Below are 22,896 nucleotides of genomic sequence, written 5' to 3'. Positions count from 1 at the left end.
CCGCGATGGCGCAGAGCGCCCAAGGAAAGCAATGAAAGTCCTATTTCTGGTGCAGAAGGAACAGCGGGCGATTCTCGACCGCCTGTACGATGGCGTCGCGGCCAACTGCGAGTGCGACCTGCGTTGGCTGACCAGCGAAGACCAGCGCAACCTGCGCCGCTATTTCAAGCGCGAAGTGCAGATCGAGCGCTATGACCGCATCGTGTTCTTCCTGCGCTTCAAGCAGGAAATCCGCCAAGTGGCCTTCATCCGCACCGTACCGAACCTGGTCATCCTCGAGCACGACGCCTACCAGAACTACATTCCGTGCAAGTACACCGGCAAATTCAGCGCTCATTACCGCCAATTGCCATGGGCACGGGTGATCAGCTCTGGCTACATGGTCAGCGAGCGCCTGCGCCAGGAAGGTTTCGATGCGGTGTTCGTGCCCAAGGGCTACGACGAGCAATTGCTGACCGACCAGGGGCGTGAGCGCGACATCGAACTGGCCTTCGTCGGTAGTGTCAACAGCGTGGCCTACAGCGGGCGCAAGGCGCTGCTGGACGAGCTGGGGCAGGTCGAGAACCTGCTGGTAACCCGTACCAAGTCGGGTGAAGACTATTGCAACACGCTGAACCGTATTCGCTTCTTCGTCAGTGCCGACGTTGGCATGGGCGAATACATGATCAAGAACTTCGAAGCCATGGCCTGTGGTTGCGTGTTGCTGGCGTACGACCAGGGCGAGGAAGAAAACCGCGCATTGGGCCTGCAGGACATGCACAACGTGGTGTTCTATGACAACATCCCGACCCTTCAGGCAAAGCTCCGCCGTTTGCGTGCAGACCCTGAGCTGGCTCGGCAGATTGCAGAAAATGGCCGCCATCTGGCGGTTTCCCGTTTCAGTTTCGCCGCAGTTGGACGTAGCATCGTCGACCATATGCGCCCGGCGCTCAGGCCCCATCCGCCATTGTCTGCGTGGCAGCGGCTGCGCCTGAAGCTGGGCATCTAAACAAGAGCTTTCGCGCCCAGGAGCGGGTGTCGCAAGCCGATAGTCGCAATGCGGAGGGAGTCCGGTGCGCTTTTCAGAAGAGAGTGACGTCACGCTTGTCGTGACCAGTTGTGGGCGGTTCGATCTGCTCAAAGATACCCTTGAGAGTTTCGATCGCTACAACACCGCGCCCATTCGCGAAGTGTTCATCACCGAAGATTCCGGTGACGATGCCGTGCATGGCGCTGTGCCAGAGCACTGGAAACCGTACTGCAAGGTGTTCGTGAACCGGCCCAAACTCGGCCAGTTGCCGTCAATTGACCTGGCCTACAGCCACGTCAAGACGCCGTATATCTTCCACTGCGAAGACGACTGGCATTTCTACCGCCAGGGCTTTGTCGAAGATTCGCGGGCCATCCTGGATGTCAGCCCCAACCTGTTGCAGGTGTGGCTGCGCAGCCATGCCCATGACCTGGCCGTCCACAGCCCGTACATCCACCTGGGCGATCGCCAGATCATCGCCGGTGTGCCGTGCTACCCGCTGCTGTCCGACAAGGCCGAATGGCAGGCATTTTCGCTCAACCCCGGCCTGCGTCGATTGAGCGATTACCAGCGCTGTGCGCCATTTGCCGCCTATGCTGGAGAGAAGGCGCTTTCCCGGCGCTACGCTGAGTTAAATCTGACAGCGGTCACCTTGGAGGGTGATGCAGTATTGCACACTGGATTTGGCAATCACGTGACCTTGCCCATTGAAGTGGAGCGCAAGGCCAAGCGTCGCCAACGTGATCGGATCAAACTGGCGTTGACGCTGGTGACAGGTGCCTTGATCGGCATGGGTATCACCCTTTTTGTTCAATGAAGTCGCTGTCCCACCTGACATGAGCGGGAGAGGGCCCATGAACATCGTCAATATGATGTGGGCGGGTGGAACGCCGTACATGTCCATCCACAAGGTGCATCGGCAAGTGCTGTCGCACGCCGGTACCGACGCCCGGATCAGTAACTGGTTGCTGCTGGGTAGCGGGCTCTGCTGTGGGCTCGGTTCGACCCGGGAGTGGCACATGCCGCCACGAGCGCTGAAAGGGCGACACCTGTGGCGCCTGCTGCGGCCGTGGTTGCGCATGCGTTTGCGCAAGGCGCTGACCGAGGCCAAGGCAGAAATCGTGCTGCTCGACGGTATTGGTGTCGCGCGGCTGGTACTGCCGCTGTTGCAGAACATTCCCCAGGTGCGGGCCAAGGTGCTGTTCCATGGCAAGACGCGTCTGAACAGCAGCGATATTCGCCTGTTGCGTATGCTCCCGGCCGAGCGGCTGAGCATCGCGGCCGTGTCGCATACGCTGGCTGAATCGCTGGAGCATGACCTGGGGCGGCCGGTGCAGACCCTGCGCATGGCGCTTGATCCGCTGGCGTTCGTCGAGCCGTTGCTGAGCCGGGACCAGGCCAGGCAGGCGCTGCAATTACCTCAGACCGACGGGGTGATGCTGGGCGCGGTAGGGCGGTTGGTAGAGAGCAAAGGCTTCGAAATGCTGATCGAGGCATTCGCCAAGGCCAATGCACGGCAACCGGGCCTGCAGTTGGCGATCATTGGTGAGGGGCCGCAGCATGCCGTGCTGCAGGCGCGTATCGACGCGCTGGGCCTGGCCGGGCGTGTTCACTTGCGCGGTCACCGTGAAGACCTGCAGCAGCTGTATCGGGCATTCGACTGGCTATTGGTGCCTTCGCGTTCCGAAGGCCTCGGGCTGGTGGTGCAAGAGGCCGTGATGGCCGATGTGCCGGTGGTGTGCAGTGACCTTCAGGTGTTCCGCGAGCAGTTGCGCGATACGGGTGGCTACCTGCCCATTGCCGACGAAAGCGCCTGGGCTGAGGCGATCGAGCGCTGTACGGCACTCGGTGCCCCGGCGGTAGCCGCCAGGCAGCGCCAGGCGCTGGCGCCGGAGCAGGCCTGGCAGGCCTTCTGCAACGGCTCGCAGAGCCTGTTGCGCAACTGACCGTCAGCGCGCCAGCAGGGCTGCCTCGAAGGCGGCGAGGGGGAACCGGTCACCCAGGTTCTCCCGCTCGATATAGCGCACCATGTGCTGCACATTGCGCCGAATCATGCGTGCCGACAGCGGCGGGCGCAGGAAACGCATGTCGGCAACATCGATCAGGCCGAGCTGCTGCTCAGGGGTGACCACCACATTGCCCAGGTGCAGCGAGCGGAAGTACACGCCGCTGCGGTGCAACTGGCGGACCAGCTGGATCAGTTCCGGCAGGTAAGTGTCCCAGCTGAAGCCTTCATCGCGCGACATTTGCAGCAAGGTGCGCCCGGGTAGCGGGCGATACAGCACGGCGGTGCGGCCTGGCAGGTCGAGCTTGTGCTGGCTGATCACCTCGAGGGTGGGGATGCCAAGTTGCGCCAGGCGCGCGGCGTTATCGACGAAGCGCTGCGAGTAAGGACGCAGCAGTGCAGATGAAATCAGCCGCTTCCTACGAAAAACCTTGAGGAAATTACCATCCGCGAGCAGGTAGACTTTGGCGCCATGGCTGTCTGCCTCAAGCACCTGTGCGCCTTGTGTCAGCTGATCGAAGTCGACCTGGGTGAGCCGGGAGCATTGCATGAATAGAGCCTTGTCGTCTGGCGAGCAAAATGACCGGCAATAATGCCGAAAATAATGCGGTAGCACCATGGATGGTGTCTTTGATTCATCGGGGGAAAAGGATGTTGTATCAAAAAAACTGGGCACGGGTCTGGTTGGGGTTGGGTCTGGTCTGGTTCCTGGCGGCGATTGCCTTGGCGCCTAGCAACAAGATTTATCAGCAAGGGCTGGTGTTGTTCCTGTGGCTGCCGACGTTGGTGCTGGCATGGTCCGCCCGCGAGGTGCTGGTGCAGGCCTGCAAGCGTCAGCCGGCACTGTGGATGAGTTTGCTGTTGCTGTTGGCCTGGAGTGGGCTGAGCCTGGTCTGGTCATCGGCAGAGGACCCGGGGCGTGAGATCAAGCGCCTGGTCTACATTCTGGTGTTCCTGATGGCGTTTCCGTTGCTGGCCCAGCTTGGCCTGGCGAGGATTCGCCAGCTGTTGCTGCTCGGTAGTGCCTTGCTGGCTGTTGCCGCTCTGGTTTCGGTCATTCATTTCTATGGCGTGCTTGGCATGCCTTGGCGGGCCCGCCTGCAGGGTATCGGTGAAATATCGCACCCCATCCTGGGGGCATATGTCGTCGGTGCGGCGGTGCTTTTCATGCTTTACGAGCCGCCTCGGCAGCGTGGCCTGCAGCTGTTGTGGCTTGTGGCACTGGCTTGCCTGGGGGCGTTTGCCATGCTCAGCCAGAGCCGTGGCGCGCTTTTGGCCCTGGTGCTCACCGTCATCATGGCGCCGCTGTGGTTCCGTGACCGCCACAGCCGGGTGTTTTCCATCCTGGCAGTCTTTGCTACCGGCGTTGCTTTCTATGTGGTGTACGACCTGATCGCCAAGCGCGGCTCCTCCTACCGGCCGGAAATTTTCCATGCCGTGGTCGACATGATTGCCGCCCACCCCTGGACCGGCCTGGGCCTGGGGGCTGCCTACGACGTCAGTGCGGTGGGCAAACACTTTGACCACACCCACAACATGTTCACCCACGTTGCCGTAGAGATGGGCCTGCCGGGCATGCTGCTCTGGGTCATGGTGTGGTTGTTCACCCTGGGTGAGATCATTCGCGCGCGCGGCACGATGTTTGGCAAGGTCCTGCTGGGCTTCTGGGTGTATTCGACCCTGGCCATGCAGTTCGATGCCGCCAGCCTCACCGGTACGCCACGTGCCGAATGGTTCATCAGCTGGCTGCCTGTCGGCCTTGCCATGATGCTGCCATGGGGGCGTGCCGAAAATGACGCCTGTGGTAAAATTTCCGGTTCAACCTGAACAGCGAGCTCGATAATGGCCGAAACACCGCGTCCGGCGGAGCACACCTCCAGCCTGAAGATCTACTTCCGGCTGTTGGGCTATGTGAAACCCTATGTCGGCATTTTCCTGCTGAGCATTGTCGGTTTCGTGATCTTTGCCTCGACCCAGCCGATGCTGGCCGGGATCCTCAAGTATTTTGTCGACGGGCTGAGCAACCCTGAAGCGGTGTTGTTCCCTAACGTCCCCTACCTGCGCGACCTGCAATTGCTGCAGGCGGTGCCGTTGCTGATCATCCTGATCGCCGCGTGGCAGGGCCTGGGGTCGTTCCTTGGCAACTATTTCCTGGCCAAGGTTTCCCTGTGCCTGGTGCACGACCTGCGCGTGGAGTTGTTCAACAAGCTGCTGGTACTGCCCAACCGCTACTTCGACAACCACAACTCCGGGCACCTGATTTCACGTATCACCTTCAACGTGACCATGGTCACCGGTGCTGCCACCGATGCAATCAAGGTGGTCATCCGCGAAGGCCTGACCGTGGTGTTCCTGTTTGCCTACCTGCTGTGGATGAACTGGCACCTCACCTTGGTCATGGTCGCCATCCTGCCGGTGATCGCGGTGATGGTCAGCATTGCCAGCAAGAAATTCCGCAAGCAGAGCAAGAAGATCCAGGTTGCCATGGGCGATGTCACTCACGTCGCCTCGGAAACCATCCAGGGTTACCGCGTGGTGCGCAGCTTCGGCGGCGAGGCTTACGAGGAGCAGCGCTTCAGCAGGGCTAGCCAGAGCAACACCGACAAGCAGCTGCGCATGACCAAGACCGGCTCGCTGTATACGCCGATGCTGCAGCTGGTGATCTACAGCGCCATGGCCGCGCTGATGTTCCTGGTGCTGTTCCTGCGCGGTGAGTCTACCGCCGGTGACCTGGTGGCCTACATTACCGCTGCCGGCTTGCTGCCCAAGCCGATTCGCCAGTTGTCGGAAGTCAGCTCGACCATCCAGAAGGGCCTGGCGGGTGCAGAAAGCATCTTCGAGCAACTGGACGAAGAGCCTGAACTGGACACCGGTACGGTCGAGAAAGACCGCGTGGAAGGGCGCCTTGAAGTGCGCAACCTGAGCTTCACCTACCCGGGTACCGAACGTGAAGTGCTGAGCGACATCAGCTTTGTCGCCGAGCCTGGGCAGATGATCGCTCTGGTTGGCCGCTCTGGCAGCGGCAAGTCGACCCTTGCGTCGCTGATCCCGCGTTTCTATCACCATGACCAGGGGCAGATCCTGCTCGATGGCGTGGAGATCGAGAACTACCGCTTGCGCAACCTGCGCCGCCACGTTTCGCAGGTGACCCAGCACGTCACACTGTTCAACGACACCGTGGCCAACAACATCGCCTATGGCGATCTGGCGGGTGCCCCACGCGCAGACATCGAAGCCGCTGCGGCCGATGCCTACGCCAAGGAGTTCGTCGACCGCTTGCCGAAGGGCTTCGACACCGAGGTGGGTGAAAACGGCGTGCTGCTCTCTGGCGGCCAGCGCCAGCGCCTGGCCATTGCCCGGGCACTGCTGAAGAACGCGCCGCTGCTGATTCTCGACGAGGCTACTTCGGCCCTGGATACCGAATCCGAGCGGCACATCCAGGCTGCCCTGGACCACGTGATGCAAGGCCGTACCACGCTGGTGATCGCCCACCGGCTGTCGACCATCGAGAAGGCCGACCAGATCCTGGTCATGGACCAGGGCCGTCTGGTAGAGCGCGGCACCCATGCCGAACTGCTCGCGGCCAATGGCCATTATGCCCGCCTGCACGCCATGGGCCTGGATGAGCCGGCCAAGGCCGATATCACCTGAGTCCTCCCTGATCGGGGCCGTAACGGCCCCGATTGTCACGGGAATTTTCCGGGGACGATCTGGCCATAAAGCCGTCGTCTACCCTGTGCTAATATCCTGCCCCTGTTCATTATTTCCATATGGGTTGCCCATGAAGTTGTCCATGCCGCGTTTCGATCAAGCCCCGGTTCTGGTGGTCGGCGATGTCATGCTCGACCGCTACTGGCATGGCGGTACTTCGCGTATTTCGCCTGAGGCGCCAGTGCCGGTGGTCAAGGTCGATCAGATCGAGGATCGCCCCGGCGGCGCGGCCAACGTTGCCTTGAACATCGCCGCCCTGGGCGCACCGGCGTCGCTGATCGGCGTTACCGGCCAGGACGAGGCCGCCGACAGCCTGGCCAACAGCCTTCAGGCTGCGGGCGTGCGTTCGGTGTTCCAGCGCATCGCGCACCAGCCGACCATCGTCAAGCTGCGGGTCATGAGCCGTCACCAGCAGCTGCTGCGTATCGATTTCGAAGAGCCGTTCGCCACCGACCCGCTGTCGCTGGGTGCCGAAGTCGACAGCCTGCTCGAAGGCGTCAAGGTGCTGGTCTTGTCGGACTACGGCAAGGGCGCACTGAAGAATCACCAAAGCCTGATCCAGGCAGCGCGGGCCAAGGGCATTCCGGTGCTGGCCGACCCCAAGGGCAAGGATTTTTCCATCTACCGCGGCGCCAGCCTGATCACACCGAACCTCAGCGAGTTCGAGACCATCGTTGGCCGTTGCGCCGATGAGGCCGAACTGGTGGCCAAAGGCTTGCAGCTGCTGCAGGAGCTGGACCTGGGCGCCGTGCTGGTAACCCGTGGCGAGCACGGCATGACCCTGCTGCGCGTTGGCCAGCCGGCGCTGCACCTGCCGGCGCGGGCGCGTGAAGTGTTCGATGTGACCGGTGCCGGTGATACCGTCATTTCCACCCTCGCGGCGGCCATTGCGGCTGGCGAGGACCTGCCCCACGCGGTGGCCCTGGCCAACCTGGCGGCCGGCATCGTGGTCGGCAAGCTGGGTACGGCGGCGATCAGTGCCCCGGAACTGCGCCGGGCGATCCAGCGTGAAGAAGGTTCCGAGCGCGGCGTGCTGGGCCTGGAGCAACTGCTGCTGGCCATCGATGACGCGCGGGCGCACAAAGAGAAGATCGTCTTCACCAATGGCTGCTTCGACATCCTGCATGCCGGGCACGTCACCTACCTGGAACAGGCGCGGGCCCAGGGTGATCGGCTGATCGTCGCGGTCAACGACGACGCTTCGGTCAGCCGTTTGAAAGGGCCGGGCCGGCCGATCAACAGCGTCGACCGGCGCATGGCCGTGCTGGCCGGTTTGGGCGCGGTGGACTGGGTGATCAGCTTCCCTGAAGGCACCCCGGAAAACCTGCTGAGCCAGGTCAAGCCGGATGTGCTGGTCAAGGGTGGCGACTATGGCATTGATCAGGTAGTGGGCGCTGATATCGTCAAGGCGTATGGCGGCACTGTGAAGGTGCTGGGCCTGGTCGAGAACAGCTCGACCACCGCGATTGTCGAGAAGATTCGCAAGAACTGATACAGCCGGGGGCCGCTTTGCAGCCCAATCGCCGGCAAGCCAGCTCCCACAGGTACAGCGCAAGCCTTGAGAATTGCAAAGGCCTTGTGGGAGCTGGTTTGCCGGCGATTGGCTGCGAAGCAGCCCCAGGGATTCACTTGTGAAGTGAGGTGCGGGCCCGCTCCAGCAATGCCCGGGCCTTGTCGCCAAACCGCTGCATGTGCGATGCCCGCGCCGGCTTGCTCTCCACCAGCCCCTGCTGCTTCACCCAGTCCTTCCAGCGCACCCGCTCTTCCGTCACTACCCAGCCTTCCTGCCGGGCAAAACTCTCAGCCAGGTACAGTCCGCGTGTGCTCGCCGGCACCAGCTCATCCTTCTTCAGCGTATACAGCTCCGCCAGCGGGTGGCCGTCCTTCAACGGCATCAGGTACAGGTCTGGCCGTTTGCGGTTGAGCCGCGCTACCAGTTGGCCGCCCTCCAGCCGCTCATCGACGTGGAACAGGCTGAGTTTCTTGGCTTCACGAGGCACCTGCAGGCGCATGTCGTAGATCAGCTGCAGCGAGGCGGTGGGCAAGTGCACATAGGCCCTTGGCCGCTCCAGCAGCATCAGGTTGCCGCAGTGCACGGGCCGCGCGGCACCGGACTCGGGGGCCAGCAGGAAGTGCGGTGTTTCGCGGTAGTGCAGGGCAGCGGCGTATGGGACGGGCAGCCAGGTATCGTTGAAGCGCCCGCCTAACCAGCCTTCCGGGGTTTCCAGCAGGCATTCCTCAGCCACTTCCTGAACAGCCGTGTGCAACGGCAGGTTCAGCTCCTGCGCCGGTACATACCCAGAAATCAGTTTCAGCACCACATCGCCACGGTCTTGCCGGCGCTGGCGCACCAACACCCAGTAATCTCGGTTTTGCCAATGCAGGGTAAGGCGCACCGACACACCCAGGTTGGCCAGTTCGACCACGAAGCGCTGCGTGTCGGGCAGCTGGATGGCCTTGCGCCGCTGTTGGGTCTGGGCAAAGTTCAGCGGCATGCCGATGCTCTGGTAGATCAGGCCTTCGGGCGTGGCTTCGACATGCAGTGGCAGTGTCTTGAAGTTGCTCGGGTTCTTGCGGATCAGCGTTCGCGCCACGAGGCTCCTCCTTGCGTCGGGTCATTCTCCTGGCCCTTGTTGGGCCAGGGGCAACTCAGTGCTGGCCCAGGATGCGGGCGACGGTGGCCACGTTGTGGGCCAGGTGCAGCGGATTGATGGTGCCGACGATAGCACTGCTGACGCCCGGGTGGGCGAACAGCAGCTCGAAGCTTGCCTGCACCGGGTCAACGCCCGGGGCCAGGCAGACGTGCCCGCTGGCCAGGGCCTTCTTTACCAGGATGGCCTTGCCGTGTTCGGCAGCGTAGTCCAGCACCGGGCGTTCTGCCTGCTCGTTGAGGTTGTAGGTAACCATGGCGCAGTCGCCTTGTTCCAGTGCTTTCAGGCCACCGGCCACGGTCTTGCCGGACAGGCCGAAGCCGAGGATCTTGCCCTCTTGCTTGAGCTCTGCCAGGGTCTGGTAGACCTCCTGCTGTTCGAGGATCGCCAGGTCGTTGCCGTCGGAATGCACCAGCACCAGTTCGATGCGGTCGGTTTCCAGGCGGCGCAGGCTGCGCTCTACCGAAAGACGGGTGTGGGTGGCACTGAAGTCGAAGTGCGACTGGCCGTTGTCGAATTCTTCGCCCACCTTGCTGACGATCACCCACTCATCGCGTTGGCCGCGCAGCAGCGGGCCCAGGCGTTCTTCACTGCGGCCATAGGCGGGGGCGGTGTCGATCAGGTTGATACCCAGCTGGCGGGCCTGGGCCAGTAGCATGCGGGCTTCGTCATCGTCGGGGATGGTGAAACCGGTGGGGTACTTCACACCTTGGTCGCGGCCCAGCTTGACCGTGCCCAGGCCCAGTGGCGAAACCTGGAAACCGGTGCTGCCCAGCGGGCGTTGGAAGTCGTGCAGGGTGGGCAGGCTCATGGCAGCAGTTGCTCCCAGGCCGGCACGCCCAGAGGGGGGCGTGGCAGGTCGGCCAGGTCGGCTTGTGCCTGCGGGCGGATGCCGTCGCGCTCCAGATGGGCGATGACCCGGTCACTGAAGTCTGGTGCCAGTGCCAGCTTGGTCGGCCAGCCCACCAGCAGGCGCTGCTGGTCGGCAAGGAAGGCGTTGTCCGGGCGTACCAGGCCGGATTGCGCAGGTTCGGCGCGGTCGACGCGCAGGGTGGCCCAGCGCACCAGGCTCTGGTCAACCCATGGCAACAGGTTGGCGATTTCCTTCTGTGCCGCAGCAATCTGCGCTGCAGGCTCGCGCGCTACGCCATCGGCTTCCGCCAGGTCGCCGCCGAGGTACCACACCCACTGGCCATCGGCTGCCGGGTGGGTGGTTACCGTCACCCGTGGCTTGGGCCCGCCACCGAGGCAGTGGGCGTACAAAGGTTTGAGGTTCGGGCCCTTGGCCATGACCATGTGCAGCGGGCGGGTTTGCATGGCTGGCTGGTCCAGGCCCAGCGCCTGCAGCAAACCTTCGGTGCCGGCACCGGCGCTCAACACGATGCGTTGGGCACGGATTTCCCGGTCATCCACGCGCAGGCCAACCAAGTTATCACCTTCACGCAACGGTTCGATGCGCTCACCTGCAAGCAAGGAGTCGCCGGCCAGCTCGGCCAGGTTGGCCAGCAGGCTCGGGACATCAATCACCAGTTCTGCCAAGCGATAGACCTTACCCTTGAAGGCGCGGTCCTGCAGCGCGGGCGGCAGCTGGTCGCCCTTGACCTGGTCGACCCGGCCGCGTACGGCCTTGCTGGCGAAGAAACTGGTGAGGTTGCCGGCCAGGGTGCCGGGTGACCACAGGTAGTGGGCATCGGAGAGCAGGCGGGTACGGCCGAGGTCGAGTTCGCCGTCGCCAGCCAAGGCCTCACGCCAGCGGCGCGGCATGTCGGCGATGGCTTCCGAGGCGCCGGTAAGGGCACCGTGCAGGGCGTACTTGGTGCCGCCGTGGATAATACCCTGCGACTTTATCGTCTGCTCACCGCCAAGGCTGGCGCGTTCCACCAGCACTGTCGAGTAGCCCTGGCGGCGCAGGCGGGCATTGAGCCAGAGGCCTGCGACCCCGGCGCCGACGATCAGCACGTCAGTGGAAATGGCAGATGGCATGGCGGTACCTCGAAGACTGGGACAGCTGGCAAGTATACAGGCTATACCTGTGAGGGCCCTATCGCCGGCAAGCCAGCTCCCAAAGGGATAGTGCAGAGTCTGCAACTTCCACTATCCCTGTGGGAGCTGGCTTGCCGGCGATGAGGCGCGCACAGGTTGTCTCAATGCCCGGCTGTCTTGGAAAACAGCTGAATCACCACCACCCCACCCACAATCATGGCCATGCCCAGCATCGCCGGCACATCCAGCTTCTGCCCGTAGATCACCAGCGCCGCCACACTGATCAGCACAATCCCCAGCCCCGACCAGATGGCGTAGGCGATTCCCACTGGAATGCTGCGCACCACCAGGGTCAGCATCCAGAACGCAATGCCGTAGCCAACCACCATCAGCAGCAGGGGCAGTGGCGTGCTCAGGCCTTTCACTGCTTTCATGGAGGCAGTGGCGATAACTTCGGCGCAGATGGCGATGGCGAGATAGGTGTAGGCATTCATGGCGGGATCCTCTGGTAACTGGTCGGGCATTCTAGACCTTGCCCAGATGCGGTAAAGTCATTACCTATCAGATATGGGGATAGGTTGATGGCTGAGCAATGGAACCTGGAGCAGCTGCGAATTTTTCTGCGCGTCGCCGAGTTGCGCTCCTTTTCTGCCGTTGCCCGCGAACAACGCAAGGCTCAATCGGCCATCAGCAATGCCATCGCCCTGCTGGAAGCAGATCTGGGTGTCACGTTGTTCGAGCGCAGCAGCGGCCGGCAACCGAAGCTGACCGAAAATGGCAGCGCGTTGTTGGAAGATGCCCGCGAACTGTTGCGTCAATGCGAACACCTGGATGGTCGTGCCCTGGCCCTGATGCGCGGGCAGGAGGCCTTGCTGCGGGTTGCCCAGGACGAAGCCATGCCTTACCAGCCGGTGATCGACAGCCTGGACGAGCTGGCCAGCCGCTACCCGTTCCTGGAGGTGCAACTGGCCAGCGGTGCCCAGGGCGATGTGGCGCGCAAGCTGGTGGAGCGGCGCGCCGATCTGGGTCTGTTCTTTCACCACGAAAGCATCCCGGCATCGCTGGAGCGGCGGGCGCTGGGCAGTGTTGAGATGGTCACGGTTTGCGCAGTCGGCCACCCGCTGGCGGGCGAAGGCCGGGTCACCCGCCAGCAACTGGCGCGCCACCGGCAGTTGCTGATCACGCCACAACAAAGCGGTTACCCAGGCGGCGAGGCGATCAGCCCGCAGGTATGGCGTGCCGACAGCTTCTACGCCATGGCGGAACTGCTGATGCGCGGCCTGGGCTGGGCCTGGTTGCCGCGGCACGTGGTGCAGTACCCGACCTACCAGGCGCACATGGTCGAGCTCGATAGCGAGTGGCGCCCGCCGGCGCTGGTGGCGGAACTGGCCTGGCGCCGTGATGCGCCCCTGGGGCCGGCCGCGCAGTGGCTGGCCGAGCGCTTTGCAGTACACCTGCGTGCTATCGGTTGATCAGCGACTACTATGAGAAAATAAGCGCTCGAATGCTAATGCAAAGCTGTCCTCTTGAAGTTTGTCGTTACGCATTCTGGAAAGCGTCCGGTGAGCTGATAGTTCTGATTGCTTGAAACCCTACTGGTAGCCTGCAAGGGTAGCTGCTGCCCTTCTTTTTAATGTGGCTATGGTGTCTGGTAGTGGAATCTTTAGGATAGATCGGATTTGAGTTATGGCGAAATCCCGGCTTGTTTCTGGTGGGTGCGGGACTTTAGGGTTTTCCAGTCTGTACGCACGCTGTTTTGAGTTGTGTGCTGAAAATTTCGGGAAAAGATTATCAATAATCGCTCTCTCGTCAAGATCCAAATGCTTGGTGGTTTCTGTCCTATTTTTTCCTGGTCGAAAAAAAATCTGTAGTGGTGAGTCACGTGTGTTGTATCGTTTTAGCTTTACAGGTGTCCTTGAAATTTCCCCGAACACCGTTGAAGTTACTCTCAGCTTCGTTAGGCCGCTAGGATCGCGAAAATTGATGGGGTCACCCGAGCAGTAACTATAGGTATTGATACCCCCTATGTCGAACGGGCTCAGGCGGTCAGGTGAAGAAAATCTCATCAGGGTCGGGATGTAAGCTCGAAGCCCATCCCAAGCAAATAGGCTTGGAGAGGGCGTGATAAAATCTCACCGTTGAAAAGAGTAAGCAGTGGGCGCAGGTCGTCTCTTAAATATCCATAGGGTGCATAGCTAAACCCAAAAAATCATAAGTCGGTCGAAAATCAGACCTTTCTTGCCCTCAATTCATGGTTCTTCTCTCGGGTCGCGCTATTTCAGGGTTTTGCGGCGCAGGCGGCCGATCAAACTCTGTTTCGCGTGCTTTTTATAGCTGCTGGGCCGGGCGGCTATCGACCAGATCATCTGGCGATCCTGATGCTCAGGACGCTTGTCCACACCAGTGTAACCCGCATCGCCGCACACGTAAGTTTCCTCGCCGTGCAACAACTGATCAACCGAGTGCGATCCATAAACCCCACCTACCCAGCACTTGCAGAGCGGGTTACCGTGGCATCTCTGGCGAACAGTTCCACGGCAGCAGCACTCCGTAGTCCGCTACCGACTGCGCATGGGGTAATCGCGCAAGTACTTGGCGCAGCCACGTATAGGGCTCCTGGCCGTTGATCTTGGCAGTCTCGACCAAGCTGTAGATCTGTGCGCTGGCCGTGGCGCCATTAGGCGTGTCACTGAACAGCCAGGCTTTACGTCCGATAACAAACGGCTTTATCGCACGCTCCGTCAGGTTGTTGTCGATCGGCAAGTGGCCGGGCTCGACGTAGCGTTCCAACCGGCTCCAGTTGTTCGCCAAATAGTGCACCGCCTTGCCCAGCACACTTTGTGACGTGACTTGAGCGTGCGTCTTGTCCAGCCAGCTTTTCAACTGGCCCAGGATCGGCAGGCTTCTTTCCTGGCGGCCGATGAACCGCTGTTCATCGCTGACATCCTTGAGTTCGCGTTCGATGCCATACAGCTTGTTGATCATCGCCAGTGCAATATCGGCGCGTCCGGTCTTGCCCTTGGGCTGCACTTTCTGCGCCTCAACGAACGTGCGCCGGGCATGCACCATGCACGCCAGACGCTCGACGCCAGGTTGTAATGCCAAGGCGTTGTAACCGGCGTAATCATCGGTCATCACATAGCCGCGATAACCTTCCAGTAGCCGCAGCGGTACTTCCTGCGCACGGCTGGTGGTGTAGTCGAATAGCACGACTTGTCGATCGGGCGGGCCACTGGCCTGCACCCACATCCACGACTGGCAACTGGGCCGGCTTGTCAGCTGTGACGGGGGTGGTTTCGCAACCACGGCAACCGTAGACCTTGCGCACATGTTTGATCACGCGGATCTGCATCGGCACGATGTCCAGCTGTTCGCTGGTTTCTTCGCCAATGACATGCTTGCGGCAGCCACAAGCGTAGGTCAGCTCGTGCTCGGGCAGGTCGTGAATCACCTCGATGCGCGGCAGCTCAGCCGACATCGCTCAGACTCCAGACGCTTGATCCAAAGACAGAAACCGTTGCGTTCCCGATACAACACGCGGATACGGTTGCGCTGGCGATTTAGAAAAACAAAAAGCACGGGGTCGAACACTGCGACCTTGATGTCCAGTTCGACAAGGGCCGCCAAACCGTTGATGGATTTTCGAAGTCGACAGGTTTCGGATAGAGGTACACTTTTTCAACGCTGGCGTTGGGTCGCATCATGGTGATGGGCTCCTGATGGGAATCGGGAGCACAGCATCAGTCGTCAGCTATTGGCTTGGAATGTGGGGTTCGTGGATCGCACTCGATCAACCTGTGTCACGTCCGCCACATTCGCCGGCGTCCCCACCAGGCTATGCACCAGCCCCGACTCGGCATCGACACCGATGTGCGCTTTCATCCCGAAGAAATACATATTTCCTTTCTTCGTCTGGTGCATTTCGGGGTCGCGTTTGCCGTCCTTGTTCTTGGTCGAACTCGGCGCATGAATGATCGTCGCATCGACCACCGTGCCCTGACGCAACATCAACCCCCGATCCCCCAGATAACCGTTGATGACCTGCAAAATCCCGACGGCCAACTCATGTTTTTCCAGCAGACGCCGGAAGTTGAGGATCGTGGTTTCATCGGGGATCCGATCCAGGTGCAGCCCCGAAAACTGGCGCAGAATCGTCGTATCGTAGAGCGCTTCTTCCATCGCCGGATCGCTGTAGCCGAACCAGTTCTGCATCAGATGAACCCGCAACATGGCCATCAACGGATACCCCGGACGGCCGCCTTCACCCTTCGGATAATGCGGCTCGGTCAAGGCAATCAGACCCTTCCAGGGCACCACCTGATCCATCTCGATCAGGAAGCGCTCGCGGCGGGTCTGCTTACGTTTGCCGGCGTACTCGGCATCGGCGAAAGACATCTGTTTCATCTGGGCTCAACCGCTTGGTTCGTGTTAGGTGCGTATTTCACCAGAGCTGGAAGTCTTTTCCAGAGTTTCGAAAACCACACGGCGGGTATACCCTCGGCTGTCCCAAATATCAAAGCGATAACCTTGCCGGATTTCATGAATTTTCAAGTCGAATAGAGCTAAGGCTTGGTCCCGGGTTAGTTGATTAAATCTATAGTTATTCAGTGCCTCAAGGTCTGCACCGTCATAACCGGTTAAGTCAGATATATTCGAGACATGATTAGGTTTTAGAATGGCCGCATCATGCGTTATTAATGCCTTGGCTTTTGTGCTTGAAAAAACTGATAAATCTCGGCTTAGGCTGGGATAAGCTGTTTTGAGGCTCCCTATCTGTGACCCGTTTAGGTAGCTTGCAATTATTTCTAGTGCGGGTCGTTGCTTAAGGATAATAGGTGTTTCATTTTTTTGCCTTGCTCTATAGATCTCACCGATTTTACTGGGGCCTGCAGCGATATGACTAACTGGGGTTTGAATCTTTTTAACGAATAGTCTAGCTCTGCCACTGGGGTCAGAATAATTGATAGGGTCTCCAGAGCAATAGCTGTAGGTGTTGATCCCCCCTCTTTCAAATGGGCTCAATCGGTCAGGTGAAATAAATCTCATTACAGACGGTTTGTACGGGCGATGGCCAAGACCGAGATGATAAATTTGCAATTCGCGGTTCCAATACTCTGCGTTATAGCGAATCAATGCCGAAGGGGTAAGGGAAGTGGAATGGCCGTAGGGCGAGTAGGTCAGGATTGAGGGCGGAACGCACTCGCTTTGAGTAATAGCTCGATCACTTTTGTTCGTCATTATGCTCACGGGCATGCACCAGAATTGTGTGGCTCGTTAAGATTGAAGCATAGTCCCCAATAATCGGACACTGGCAGAAATGATAGGCGAGCCGCTCCGGACGGTTGTGGGTGACGAAGCAAGGCAAGCGTCCAAGGGCGGGGTGAATAAATAGATGTTTTCGGTCAGCTAGGCTCTGTACGAAATCCCGAGAAACCAAATCGTCGCTCCTCTAGCGCTGAGATTTTGTAGAGTCACGCGCCATTAACGGAAAGGAATTCTGTGATGGTAAGGCGCTACGAACTCACGGACGAGGCCTGGGATGTGGTCTCCGATCTCTTCATCGAAACCCATGGCCGAGGCCGGCCCCGACTGAGCGACCGGCTGATGCTCGATGGCGTGCTGTGGGTGCTCTGCTCAGGTGCTGCATGGCGAGATATGCCAGAGCGCTTCGGCCCAGGGTCAACGGTGTATCAACGGTTTCGGGGCTGGCGAAACCAAGGGACTTTCGAGCAGATGCTCAAACGTCTGCACCTGCGACTGAATGAGCAGGGCTTGATCGATCTGCAAACCTGGATGATCGACTCTACCGCAGTACGCGCAACCCGAGCCTCATCTGGCGCCGGGAAAAAAGGGGGCCTGCCGATCATGCTCTAGGCGGCAGTCGCGGTGGCCTGACAACCAAAATCCACATGCTCTGCGACGCCAACGGGATACCGTTGCGCTTCCTTCTCTCTGGCGGTCAAGCCAGTGACATCAGCTACGCACAACCACTGTTGGACGAGGTCAGCATTCCATCGAGCCAACGTGGCCGCCCGCGCAAGCGCTGCAAATGGCTGCTCGCCGACAAGGGCTACAACGCCGAAGCGCTGCGCCGCTACTGCGACCAATATCGAATGCAGCCCGTCATCCCCTTGCGCTCGATGAAACGCAAGCCCAAGCCTGGCTTACCAAGACTGTTTGACCGGCCCAAATACCGGCAGCGCAACATCATCGAGCGCATGTTTGGCTGGCTGAAAGAGAACCGCCGGATCGTGACCCGCTTCGACAAGCTCGCGAAAAGTTATGCCACCATGGTCTCACTGGCTTGCTCCATGCGGTGTTTGCGACATCTCTTTTCGTACAGAGCCTAGTACACTCCGCACCCATGAACAGAACACTCTATACCCTGCTGTTTCACCTGGGCCTGCCGTTGGTTGCGCTGCGCCTGTACCTGCGTGCGCGCAAGGCGCCGGCCTATGGCCAACGTATCGGCGAGCGCTTTGCCTTCAAGCTGCCGGCCGTGCGCCAGGGTGGCATCTGGGTGCACGCAGTGTCGGTGGGCGAGAGCATTGCGGCAGCGCCGATGGTGCGTGCCCTGCTCAAGGCCTACCCCGAGCTGCCAATCACGCTTACCTGCATGACGCCGACAGGTTCCGAGCGTATTCGCGCCATGTTCGCCGACGAACCGCGCGTACAGCATTGCTACCTGCCCTATGACCTGCCGTGGGCGGCCGGGCGATTTCTCGACCATGTGCAGCCGAAGCTGGGCATCATCATGGAAACCGAGCTGTGGCCCAACCACATCCACCAGTGCGCCAAACGCGGGATTCCGGTGGCGCTGGCCAACGCGCGATTGTCCGAGCGCTCGGCACGCGGCTACGGGCGCTTTGCCAAGCTGACAAGGCCGATGCTGGCGGAAATGAACCTGGTCGCCGTGCAGACCGAAACCGAGGCGCAACGTTTCCGTGCCCTGGGCGCGCGCCCTGAGTGCGTGCAGGTCACCGGTTCGATCAAGTTCGACCTGAAGATCGATGAGCAACTGCTGCCGCGTGCCAGGGCATTGCGTGAGCAGTGGGGGGCCGAACAGCGCCCGGTGTGGATTGCCGCCAGTACCCATGACGGCGAGGATGCGCTGATTTTGCAGGCGCATCGGCAGTTGTTGCAGGTGCATGGCGATGCCTTGCTTATCCTGGTGCCGCGCCATCCCGAGCGCTTCAATGCGGTGCATGCGCTGTGCAGCGAGCAATTCACCACTGTGCGCCGTTCTTCGGCAGCGCCGGTCGATGCGCAAACCCGCGTGTTGCTGGGCGACACCATGGGCGAACTGCTGTTCCTGTATGCCCTGGCCGACATTGCCTTCGTCGGTGGCAGCCTGGTGCCGACCGGTGGGCACAATCCGTTGGAGCCTGCGGCGCTGGCGTTGCCGGTGCTCATGGGGCCGCATGTGTTCAACTTCCTCGAAATCAGCGCGATGCTGCGCGAGGCGGGTGGGTTGCAGCAGGTTGATGATGCTGACGGGCTGGCCGGTGCGGTGCGCCGTCTGGTGGAACTGCCGCAGGACGCCCAGCGCATGGGCGAGGCGGGCAGGGCGGTGATGCGGGCCAATCAGGGCGCGTTGCAGCGCTTGCTCGATGGCCTGGATGCGCTTATCCGCTGACTTTTGCACTGGCTTCCTCGCGGGCTCGCCCGCTCCCACAGGCCTGATGCAGGGTTCGAGGGCTGTGCAAACCCTGTGGGAGCGGGCGAGCCCGCGAAGAAATCATCACCTAACTCAAGGGCGGCGCTCAAAGTTCTTGGCCGCTGCTGCAGCCAGGTCTGGCGGCAGGAAGTCCTTGTCCGGGTTGTAGTCCGGTTTCAGGTAACGCTTGAGGTCCTGCAGGTCTTGCGGGCTGAGGGTGCCGGCCGCCTGCTTCAGGCTCAGGTTGTCGAGGATGTAGTCATAGCGGCTGTTGTTGTAGTCGCGCACCGAGGTGTACAGCTGGCGCTGGGCATCGAGCACGTCGACGATGTTGCGGGTACCCACCTGGTAGCCGATTTCGGTGGCTTCCAGCGCGCTCTGGTTGGAGATGATCGACTGCTTGCGTGCTTGCACCTGTTCCACATCGGTGTTCACCGCGCGGTGCAGGTTGCGGGTGTTTTCCACCACTTGGCGGCGCAGGCTTTCACGTTGCTGCTCGCTCTGGCTCAGGCGCTGGTAGGCCTCGCGTACCTGCGAGCTGGTCAGGCCGCCGCTGTAGATCGGGATGTTCAACTGCAGGCCAACACTGGTCTGTTCCACGTCGCCGCTGTAGCGCACGCCCAACTGCGAAGGGTTGGTAAAGCCCAGGTTGTCGTTGTCACCCTTCTGGTACTTGGCCACTGCATCCAGGGTCGGCGCATGGCCGGCCTTGCGCTGGCGCAGGGTCTCTTCGGCGGCGGAAACCGCATAGTTGGTGGCCAGCAGGTTGAGGTTCTGGCGGCCGGCGGTTTCGACCCAGGCCTTGGCGTCGTTTGGCGTAGGTACCTGCACCGGCAGGGTATGCACCACGCCTTGAATTGAGGTGTATTCACGGTTGGTCAGGGTGACCAGCGCTTCAAAGGCATCCTGTACCTGGCGCTCGGCGATGATCCGGTTGGCGCGGGCCGTGTCATAGCTGGCCTGGGATTGCAGCACGTCGGTCTTGTCCGACAGGCCCACATCGAAGCGTTCGTTGGACTGGTCCAGCTGGCGCTTGAACGCGGATTCCTCGGCCTTGGTGGCGGCCAGGTTGTCCTGCGCGCGCAGCACGGCGAAGTAGTTTTGCGCGGTTTGCAGGATCAGGTTCTGTTCAGTGGCCGACAGCTCCAGCGCGGCCTGTTCGTTGACTGCTTCGGCCGCCTGCAGCTGGAACCAGCGATCAGCGCGGAAGATTGGCTGGGCCAAGGTCGCGCTCCATGAGTTGCCGCTGCGGTTGGAGGTGATGGAAGGCTCGTCCAGCTTGGTGCGGGTGTTCAGCATCTCGGCATCGGCCGAGAGGTTTGGCAGCAACCCGGCGCGGGCCTGCGGTACCACTTCGCGGCGGGCGCCATAATCGGCGCGTGCCGCAGCCAGGTCGGCGTTGTTGTCTACCGCTTCCTGATAAACGCTGACCAGGTCGGTCTTGACTGTCGAGGGCACGTCCACTGCCCAGGCCACTCCGTTGGACGCACAAGACACGGCAATCGCCAGTGAGAGTTTGCGCAGCATAGAGGCAATCCTTGTACGAAATTTAATTACTGAACTGTTGAGTATCGAGTGACGGGCCAGTGTAGTGCCATGCGCCCCTGGCAACAATCGCCCGGTATGCCTTTCATCAACCGCGCATTTACCCGCTTGGCTTTGCCGACCACTCCAGTCTAGACTGCGCATGTTCTTGTCGGGGTGCCTTGAAGCAAAGGCTGAGATCGCAGAGGTGCGGATCCCGTTGAACCTGATCAGGTTAGCGCCTGCGTAGGGAACAAGATTGCTCGCCTTCCCGGGGAGCCTCTTGTGCCAGGTCCGGGAATGTCGCAGCTGCATGCAGCTTCAGGCACCCCCATATCCGGCACTGCACTCATCCATGGGTGCGTCCGCGCTGTTCAGGTTCTCCCCGACATTCCACTGCTAGGAAGCCGTCTGGAGAGCCTGTGATGACCAAACAAGAAAAAGCGATCAACCTCAGCGAATCGGCACAAGTCGATCAGCAGTCTGTGCAACCGTTCCCGCGCTCGCGCAAGATCTATGTCGAAGGCTCGCGCCCGGACATCCGCGTGCCCATGCGTGAAATCAGCCTGGACGATACCCCGACCGATTTCGGCGGCGAGACCAACGCGCCGGTACTGGTCTACGACACGTCCGGCCCGTACACCGACCCCGATGTGATCATTGATGTGCGCAAGGGCCTGGCCGACGTGCGTTCGGCGTGGATCGAGGCGCGCGGTGACACCGAGCGCCTGGGCGGGCTCAGCTCCGACTTCGGCCAGCAGCGCCTGAACGACGCCGAACTGGCCAAGCTGCGTTTCGCCCACGTGCGCAACCCGCGCCGTGCCAAGGCTGGCGCCAACGTCTCGCAGATGCACTATGCCCGTCAGGGCATCATCACCGCCGAGATGGAATACGTCGCCATCCGCGAGAACATGAAGCTGCAAGAAGCCCGCGCTGCTGGCCTGCTGAACGAGCAGCACGCCGGCCACAGCTTCGGTGCCAACATCCCGAAAGAAATCACCCCCGAATTCGTCCGCCAGGAAATCGCCCGTGGCCGCGCGATCATTCCGGCCAACATCAACCACCCTGAAGTCGAGCCGATGATCATCGGCCGCAACTTCCTGGTGAAGATCAACGGCAACATCGGCAACAGCGCCCTGGGTTCCTCGATCGAGGAAGAAGTGGCCAAGCTGACCTGGGGCATCCGCTGGGGCTCGGACACGGTCATGGACCTGTCCACGGGCAAGCACATTCATGAAACCCGCGAGTGGATCATCCGCAACTCGCCGGTGCCGATTGGCACCGTGCCGATCTACCAGGCCCTGGAAAAGGTCAACGGCGTGGCCGAAGACCTGACCTGGGAGCTTTTCCGCGACACCCTGATCGAGCAGGCCGAGCAGGGCGTGGACTACTTCACCATCCACGCCGGTGTGCTGCTGCGCTATGTGCCGCTGACCGCCAAGCGCGTCACCGGCATCGTCAGCCGCGGTGGCTCGATCATGGCCAAGTGGTGCCTGGCGCACCACAAGGAAAACTTCCTGTACACGCACTTCGACGAGATCTGCGAAATCATGAAGGCCTACGACGTCAGCTTCTCGCTGGGTGACGGCCTGCGCCCCGGCTCGATCGCCGACGCCAACGACGCTGCGCAGTTCGGTGAGCTGGAAACCCTCGGCGAGCTGACCAAGATTGCCTGGAAGCACGACGTGCAGTGCATGATCGAAGGCCCGGGCCATGTGCCGATGCAGTTGATCAAGGAGAACATGGACAAGCAGCTGGAGTGCTGCGACGAGGCGCCGTTCTACACCCTCGGCCCGCTGACCACCGACATTGCACCGGGCTACGACCACATCACCTCGGGCATTGGTGCGGCGATGATCGGCTGGTTCGGTTGCGCCATGCTCTGCTACGTCACGCCCAAGGAACACCTGGGCCTGCCGAACAAGGACGACGTCAAGACCGGCATCATCACCTACAAGATCGCCGCCCACGCCGCCGACCTTGCAAAGGGCCACCCGGGCGCGCAGATTCGCGACAACGCCCTGTCCAAGGCACGCTTCGAGTTCCGCTGGGAAGACCAGTTCAACCTCGGCCTGGACCCGGACACCGCCCGTGCCTTCCACGACGAGACCCTGCCGAAGGAGTCGGCCAAGGTTGCGCACTTCTGCTCGATGTGCGGGCCGAAGTTCTGCTCGATGAAAATCACCCAGGAAGTGCGTGAGTACGCTGCCAAGATCGAGGCCGTGGATGTGACGGTCGAGCAAGGCATGCGCGAGCAGGCCGAGCGTTTCCGCCAGGAAGGCAGCCAGCTGTACCAGAAAGTGTAAGAACGCTGGGGCCGCTGTGCGGCCCCTTCGCGACACAAGGCCGCTCCCAC

At 61.1% G+C, this 22,896-nt stretch carries 18 protein-coding genes, 4 pseudogenes and 1 riboswitch; of the genes and pseudogenes, 10 read left to right on the top strand and 12 right to left on the bottom strand.

Annotated features, from left to right (window positions below):
* Nucleotides 1-31 precede the first annotated feature (31 nt).
* The 3 genes from WF331_RS02935 to WF331_RS02925 all read left to right on the top strand — a co-directional run bounded on the left by WF331_RS02935 (nt 32) and on the right by WF331_RS02925 (nt 2,955).
* The gene (locus tag WF331_RS02935) at nt 32-988 is read left to right on the top strand and encodes a glycosyltransferase family protein (RefSeq protein WP_197899138.1); all 957 of its coding nucleotides are present in this window, start codon (nt 32-34) and stop codon (nt 986-988) included.
* Nucleotides 989-1,052: 64 nt separating this feature from the next.
* Complete coding sequence (locus tag WF331_RS02930) at nt 1,053-1,826, top strand: glycosyltransferase family 2 protein (RefSeq protein WP_016501923.1); 774 nt, start codon at nt 1,053-1,055, stop codon at nt 1,824-1,826.
* 37 nt (nt 1,827-1,863) lie between these two features.
* A complete protein-coding gene (locus WF331_RS02925) occupies nt 1,864-2,955 on the top strand; it encodes a glycosyltransferase (RefSeq protein WP_016501922.1) in 1,092 nt (363 codons plus the stop codon).
* Nucleotides 2,956-2,958: 3 nt separating this feature from the next.
* Here the strand turns inward: WF331_RS02925 and WF331_RS02920 are convergent, their stop codons facing one another.
* Nucleotides 2,959-3,564, bottom strand: a complete 606-nt coding sequence (locus WF331_RS02920) for a toluene tolerance protein (RefSeq protein WP_174370328.1) — start codon at nt 3,562-3,564, stop codon at nt 2,959-2,961.
* A gap of 101 nt (nt 3,565-3,665) precedes the next feature.
* Between WF331_RS02920 and WF331_RS02915 the strand changes: the two genes are divergently transcribed.
* From WF331_RS02915 to hldE, 3 genes are all read left to right on the top strand, one after another.
* Nucleotides 3,666-4,841 (top strand): O-antigen ligase family protein, encoded by a 1,176-nt coding sequence (locus WF331_RS02915; RefSeq protein ID WP_340622643.1) that lies wholly within the window; start codon nt 3,666-3,668, stop codon nt 4,839-4,841.
* Nucleotides 4,842-4,856: 15 nt separating this feature from the next.
* Nucleotides 4,857-6,665 carry a lipid A export permease/ATP-binding protein MsbA gene (gene msbA / locus WF331_RS02910; RefSeq protein WP_016501919.1) on the top strand — a complete coding sequence of 603 codons (1,809 nt, stop codon included), beginning with the start codon at nt 4,857-4,859 and terminating at the stop codon, nt 6,663-6,665.
* A 130-nt stretch (nt 6,666-6,795) separates the two neighbouring features.
* The gene (hldE, locus tag WF331_RS02905; protein ID WP_041167914.1) at nt 6,796-8,217 is read left to right on the top strand and encodes a bifunctional D-glycero-beta-D-manno-heptose-7-phosphate kinase/D-glycero-beta-D-manno-heptose 1-phosphate adenylyltransferase HldE; all 1,422 of its coding nucleotides are present in this window, start codon (nt 6,796-6,798) and stop codon (nt 8,215-8,217) included.
* A gap of 133 nt (nt 8,218-8,350) precedes the next feature.
* On the opposite strand, the gene WF331_RS02900 is transcribed toward hldE, so the two are convergent.
* From WF331_RS02900 to WF331_RS02885, 4 genes are all read right to left on the bottom strand, one after another.
* Entirely contained in the window at nt 8,351-9,319 is a 969-nt protein-coding gene (locus tag WF331_RS02900) for a metal ABC transporter ATPase (RefSeq protein ID WP_197899139.1), read from the bottom strand.
* A gap of 55 nt (nt 9,320-9,374) precedes the next feature.
* On the bottom strand, nt 9,375-10,187 hold the full coding sequence (locus WF331_RS02895; protein WP_340622642.1) for an aldo/keto reductase: 813 nt from the start codon (nt 10,185-10,187) through the stop codon (nt 9,375-9,377).
* On the bottom strand, nt 10,184-11,359 hold the full coding sequence (locus WF331_RS02890) for an NAD(P)/FAD-dependent oxidoreductase (RefSeq protein WP_059394440.1): 1,176 nt from the start codon (nt 11,357-11,359) through the stop codon (nt 10,184-10,186). Before WF331_RS02890 ends, WF331_RS02895 begins: the two co-directional genes overlap by 4 nt.
* 161 nt (nt 11,360-11,520) lie before the next feature.
* Nucleotides 11,521-11,853: a DMT family transporter gene (locus WF331_RS02885; protein ID WP_008095055.1), complete on the bottom strand. Its 333-nt coding sequence runs from the start codon at nt 11,851-11,853 to the stop codon at nt 11,521-11,523.
* Nucleotides 11,854-11,940: 87 nt separating this feature from the next.
* On the opposite strand from WF331_RS02885, the gene WF331_RS02880 reads away from it, so the two are divergent.
* Nucleotides 11,941-12,831 carry a LysR family transcriptional regulator gene (locus tag WF331_RS02880; RefSeq protein ID WP_043198168.1) on the top strand — a complete coding sequence of 297 codons (891 nt, stop codon included), beginning with the start codon at nt 11,941-11,943 and terminating at the stop codon, nt 12,829-12,831.
* 120 nt (nt 12,832-12,951) lie between these two features.
* Here WF331_RS02880 and WF331_RS29210 read toward each other — a convergent pair whose 3' ends face one another.
* The 6 genes and pseudogenes from WF331_RS29210 to WF331_RS02850 form a co-directional block, all read right to left on the bottom strand.
* A complete protein-coding gene (locus WF331_RS29210) occupies nt 12,952-13,425 on the bottom strand; it encodes an RHS repeat-associated core domain-containing protein (RefSeq protein ID WP_445324369.1) in 474 nt (157 codons plus the stop codon).
* Nucleotides 13,426-13,644: 219 nt separating this feature from the next.
* Nucleotides 13,645-13,818, bottom strand: a pseudogene (locus WF331_RS02870) (transposase); the annotation flags it as partial.
* 46 nt (nt 13,819-13,864) lie between these two features.
* Nucleotides 13,865-14,837, bottom strand: a pseudogene (tnpC, locus tag WF331_RS02865) (IS66 family transposase); the annotation flags it as partial.
* On the bottom strand, nt 14,807-14,986 hold the full coding sequence (gene tnpB / locus WF331_RS02860; RefSeq protein ID WP_232251920.1) for an IS66 family insertion sequence element accessory protein TnpB: 180 nt from the start codon (nt 14,984-14,986) through the stop codon (nt 14,807-14,809). The pseudogene tnpC and the gene tnpB, both read right to left, overlap by 31 nt.
* A 156-nt stretch (nt 14,987-15,142) precedes the next feature.
* Nucleotides 15,143-15,763: pseudogene (locus tag WF331_RS02855) on the bottom strand (IS5 family transposase); the annotation flags it as partial.
* Between the two features lie 24 nt (nt 15,764-15,787).
* Nucleotides 15,788-16,597, bottom strand: a complete 810-nt coding sequence (locus WF331_RS02850) for an RHS repeat-associated core domain-containing protein (RefSeq protein ID WP_284359457.1) — start codon at nt 16,595-16,597, stop codon at nt 15,788-15,790.
* Nucleotides 16,598-16,861: 264 nt separating this feature from the next.
* Between WF331_RS02850 and WF331_RS02845 the strand changes: the two are divergent.
* Nucleotides 16,862-17,709 (top strand): annotated as a pseudogene (locus WF331_RS02845) (IS5 family transposase).
* Between the two features lie 14 nt (nt 17,710-17,723).
* Nucleotides 17,724-18,995: a lipid IV(A) 3-deoxy-D-manno-octulosonic acid transferase gene (waaA, locus tag WF331_RS02840; protein ID WP_284358837.1), complete on the top strand. Its 1,272-nt coding sequence runs from the start codon at nt 17,724-17,726 to the stop codon at nt 18,993-18,995.
* Between the two features lie 114 nt (nt 18,996-19,109).
* Here waaA and WF331_RS02835 read toward each other — a convergent pair whose 3' ends face one another.
* Nucleotides 19,110-20,543: a TolC family outer membrane protein gene (locus WF331_RS02835; RefSeq protein WP_016501910.1), complete on the bottom strand. Its 1,434-nt coding sequence runs from the start codon at nt 20,541-20,543 to the stop codon at nt 19,110-19,112.
* 160 nt (nt 20,544-20,703) lie between these two features.
* A riboswitch (TPP riboswitch) is annotated at nt 20,704-20,810 on the top strand.
* A 155-nt stretch (nt 20,811-20,965) separates the two neighbouring features.
* Here WF331_RS02835 and thiC point away from each other — a divergent pair.
* On the top strand, nt 20,966-22,846 hold the full coding sequence (thiC, locus tag WF331_RS02830) for a phosphomethylpyrimidine synthase ThiC (protein WP_016501909.1): 1,881 nt from the start codon (nt 20,966-20,968) through the stop codon (nt 22,844-22,846).
* Nucleotides 22,847-22,896 lie beyond the last annotated feature (50 nt).

The organism is Pseudomonas sp. YNh, from assembly GCF_037993085.1.
Classification (GTDB): Bacteria; Pseudomonadota; Gammaproteobacteria; order Pseudomonadales; family Pseudomonadaceae; genus Aquipseudomonas; species Aquipseudomonas putida.
This window is presented reverse-complemented; position numbering and strand designations above follow the sequence as displayed.

Bases quoted from the DNA above. Each gene is read 5' to 3' on its own strand.
- WF331_RS02935 (WP_197899138.1), top strand. From the start codon at position 32: ATGAAAGTCCTATTTCTGGTGCAGAAGGAACAGCGGGCGATTCTCGAC.
- WF331_RS02925 (WP_016501922.1), top strand. From the start codon at position 1,864: ATGAACATCGTCAATATGATGTGGGCGGGTGGAACGCCGTACATGTCC.
- WF331_RS02920 (WP_174370328.1), bottom strand. From the start codon at position 3,564: ATGCAATGCTCCCGGCTCACCCAGGTCGACTTCGATCAGCTGACACAA.
- WF331_RS02915 (WP_340622643.1), top strand. From the start codon at position 3,666: ATGTTGTATCAAAAAAACTGGGCACGGGTCTGGTTGGGGTTGGGTCTG.
- msbA (WP_016501919.1), top strand. From the start codon at position 4,857: ATGGCCGAAACACCGCGTCCGGCGGAGCACACCTCCAGCCTGAAGATC.
- hldE (WP_041167914.1), top strand. From the start codon at position 6,796: ATGAAGTTGTCCATGCCGCGTTTCGATCAAGCCCCGGTTCTGGTGGTC.
- WF331_RS02895 (WP_340622642.1), bottom strand. From the start codon at position 10,187: ATGAGCCTGCCCACCCTGCACGACTTCCAACGCCCGCTGGGCAGCACC.
- WF331_RS02890 (WP_059394440.1), bottom strand. From the start codon at position 11,359: ATGCCATCTGCCATTTCCACTGACGTGCTGATCGTCGGCGCCGGGGTC.
- WF331_RS02885 (WP_008095055.1), bottom strand. From the start codon at position 11,853: ATGAATGCCTACACCTATCTCGCCATCGCCATCTGCGCCGAAGTTATC.
- WF331_RS02880 (WP_043198168.1), top strand. From the start codon at position 11,941: ATGGCTGAGCAATGGAACCTGGAGCAGCTGCGAATTTTTCTGCGCGTC.
- WF331_RS29210 (WP_445324369.1), bottom strand. From the start codon at position 13,425: ATGAGATTTTCTTCACCTGACCGCCTGAGCCCGTTCGACATAGGGGGT.
- WF331_RS02850 (WP_284359457.1), bottom strand. From the start codon at position 16,597: ATGACGAACAAAAGTGATCGAGCTATTACTCAAAGCGAGTGCGTTCCG.
- waaA (WP_284358837.1), top strand. From the start codon at position 17,724: ATGAACAGAACACTCTATACCCTGCTGTTTCACCTGGGCCTGCCGTTG.
- WF331_RS02835 (WP_016501910.1), bottom strand. From the start codon at position 20,543: ATGCTGCGCAAACTCTCACTGGCGATTGCCGTGTCTTGTGCGTCCAAC.
- thiC (WP_016501909.1), top strand. From the start codon at position 20,966: ATGACCAAACAAGAAAAAGCGATCAACCTCAGCGAATCGGCACAAGTC.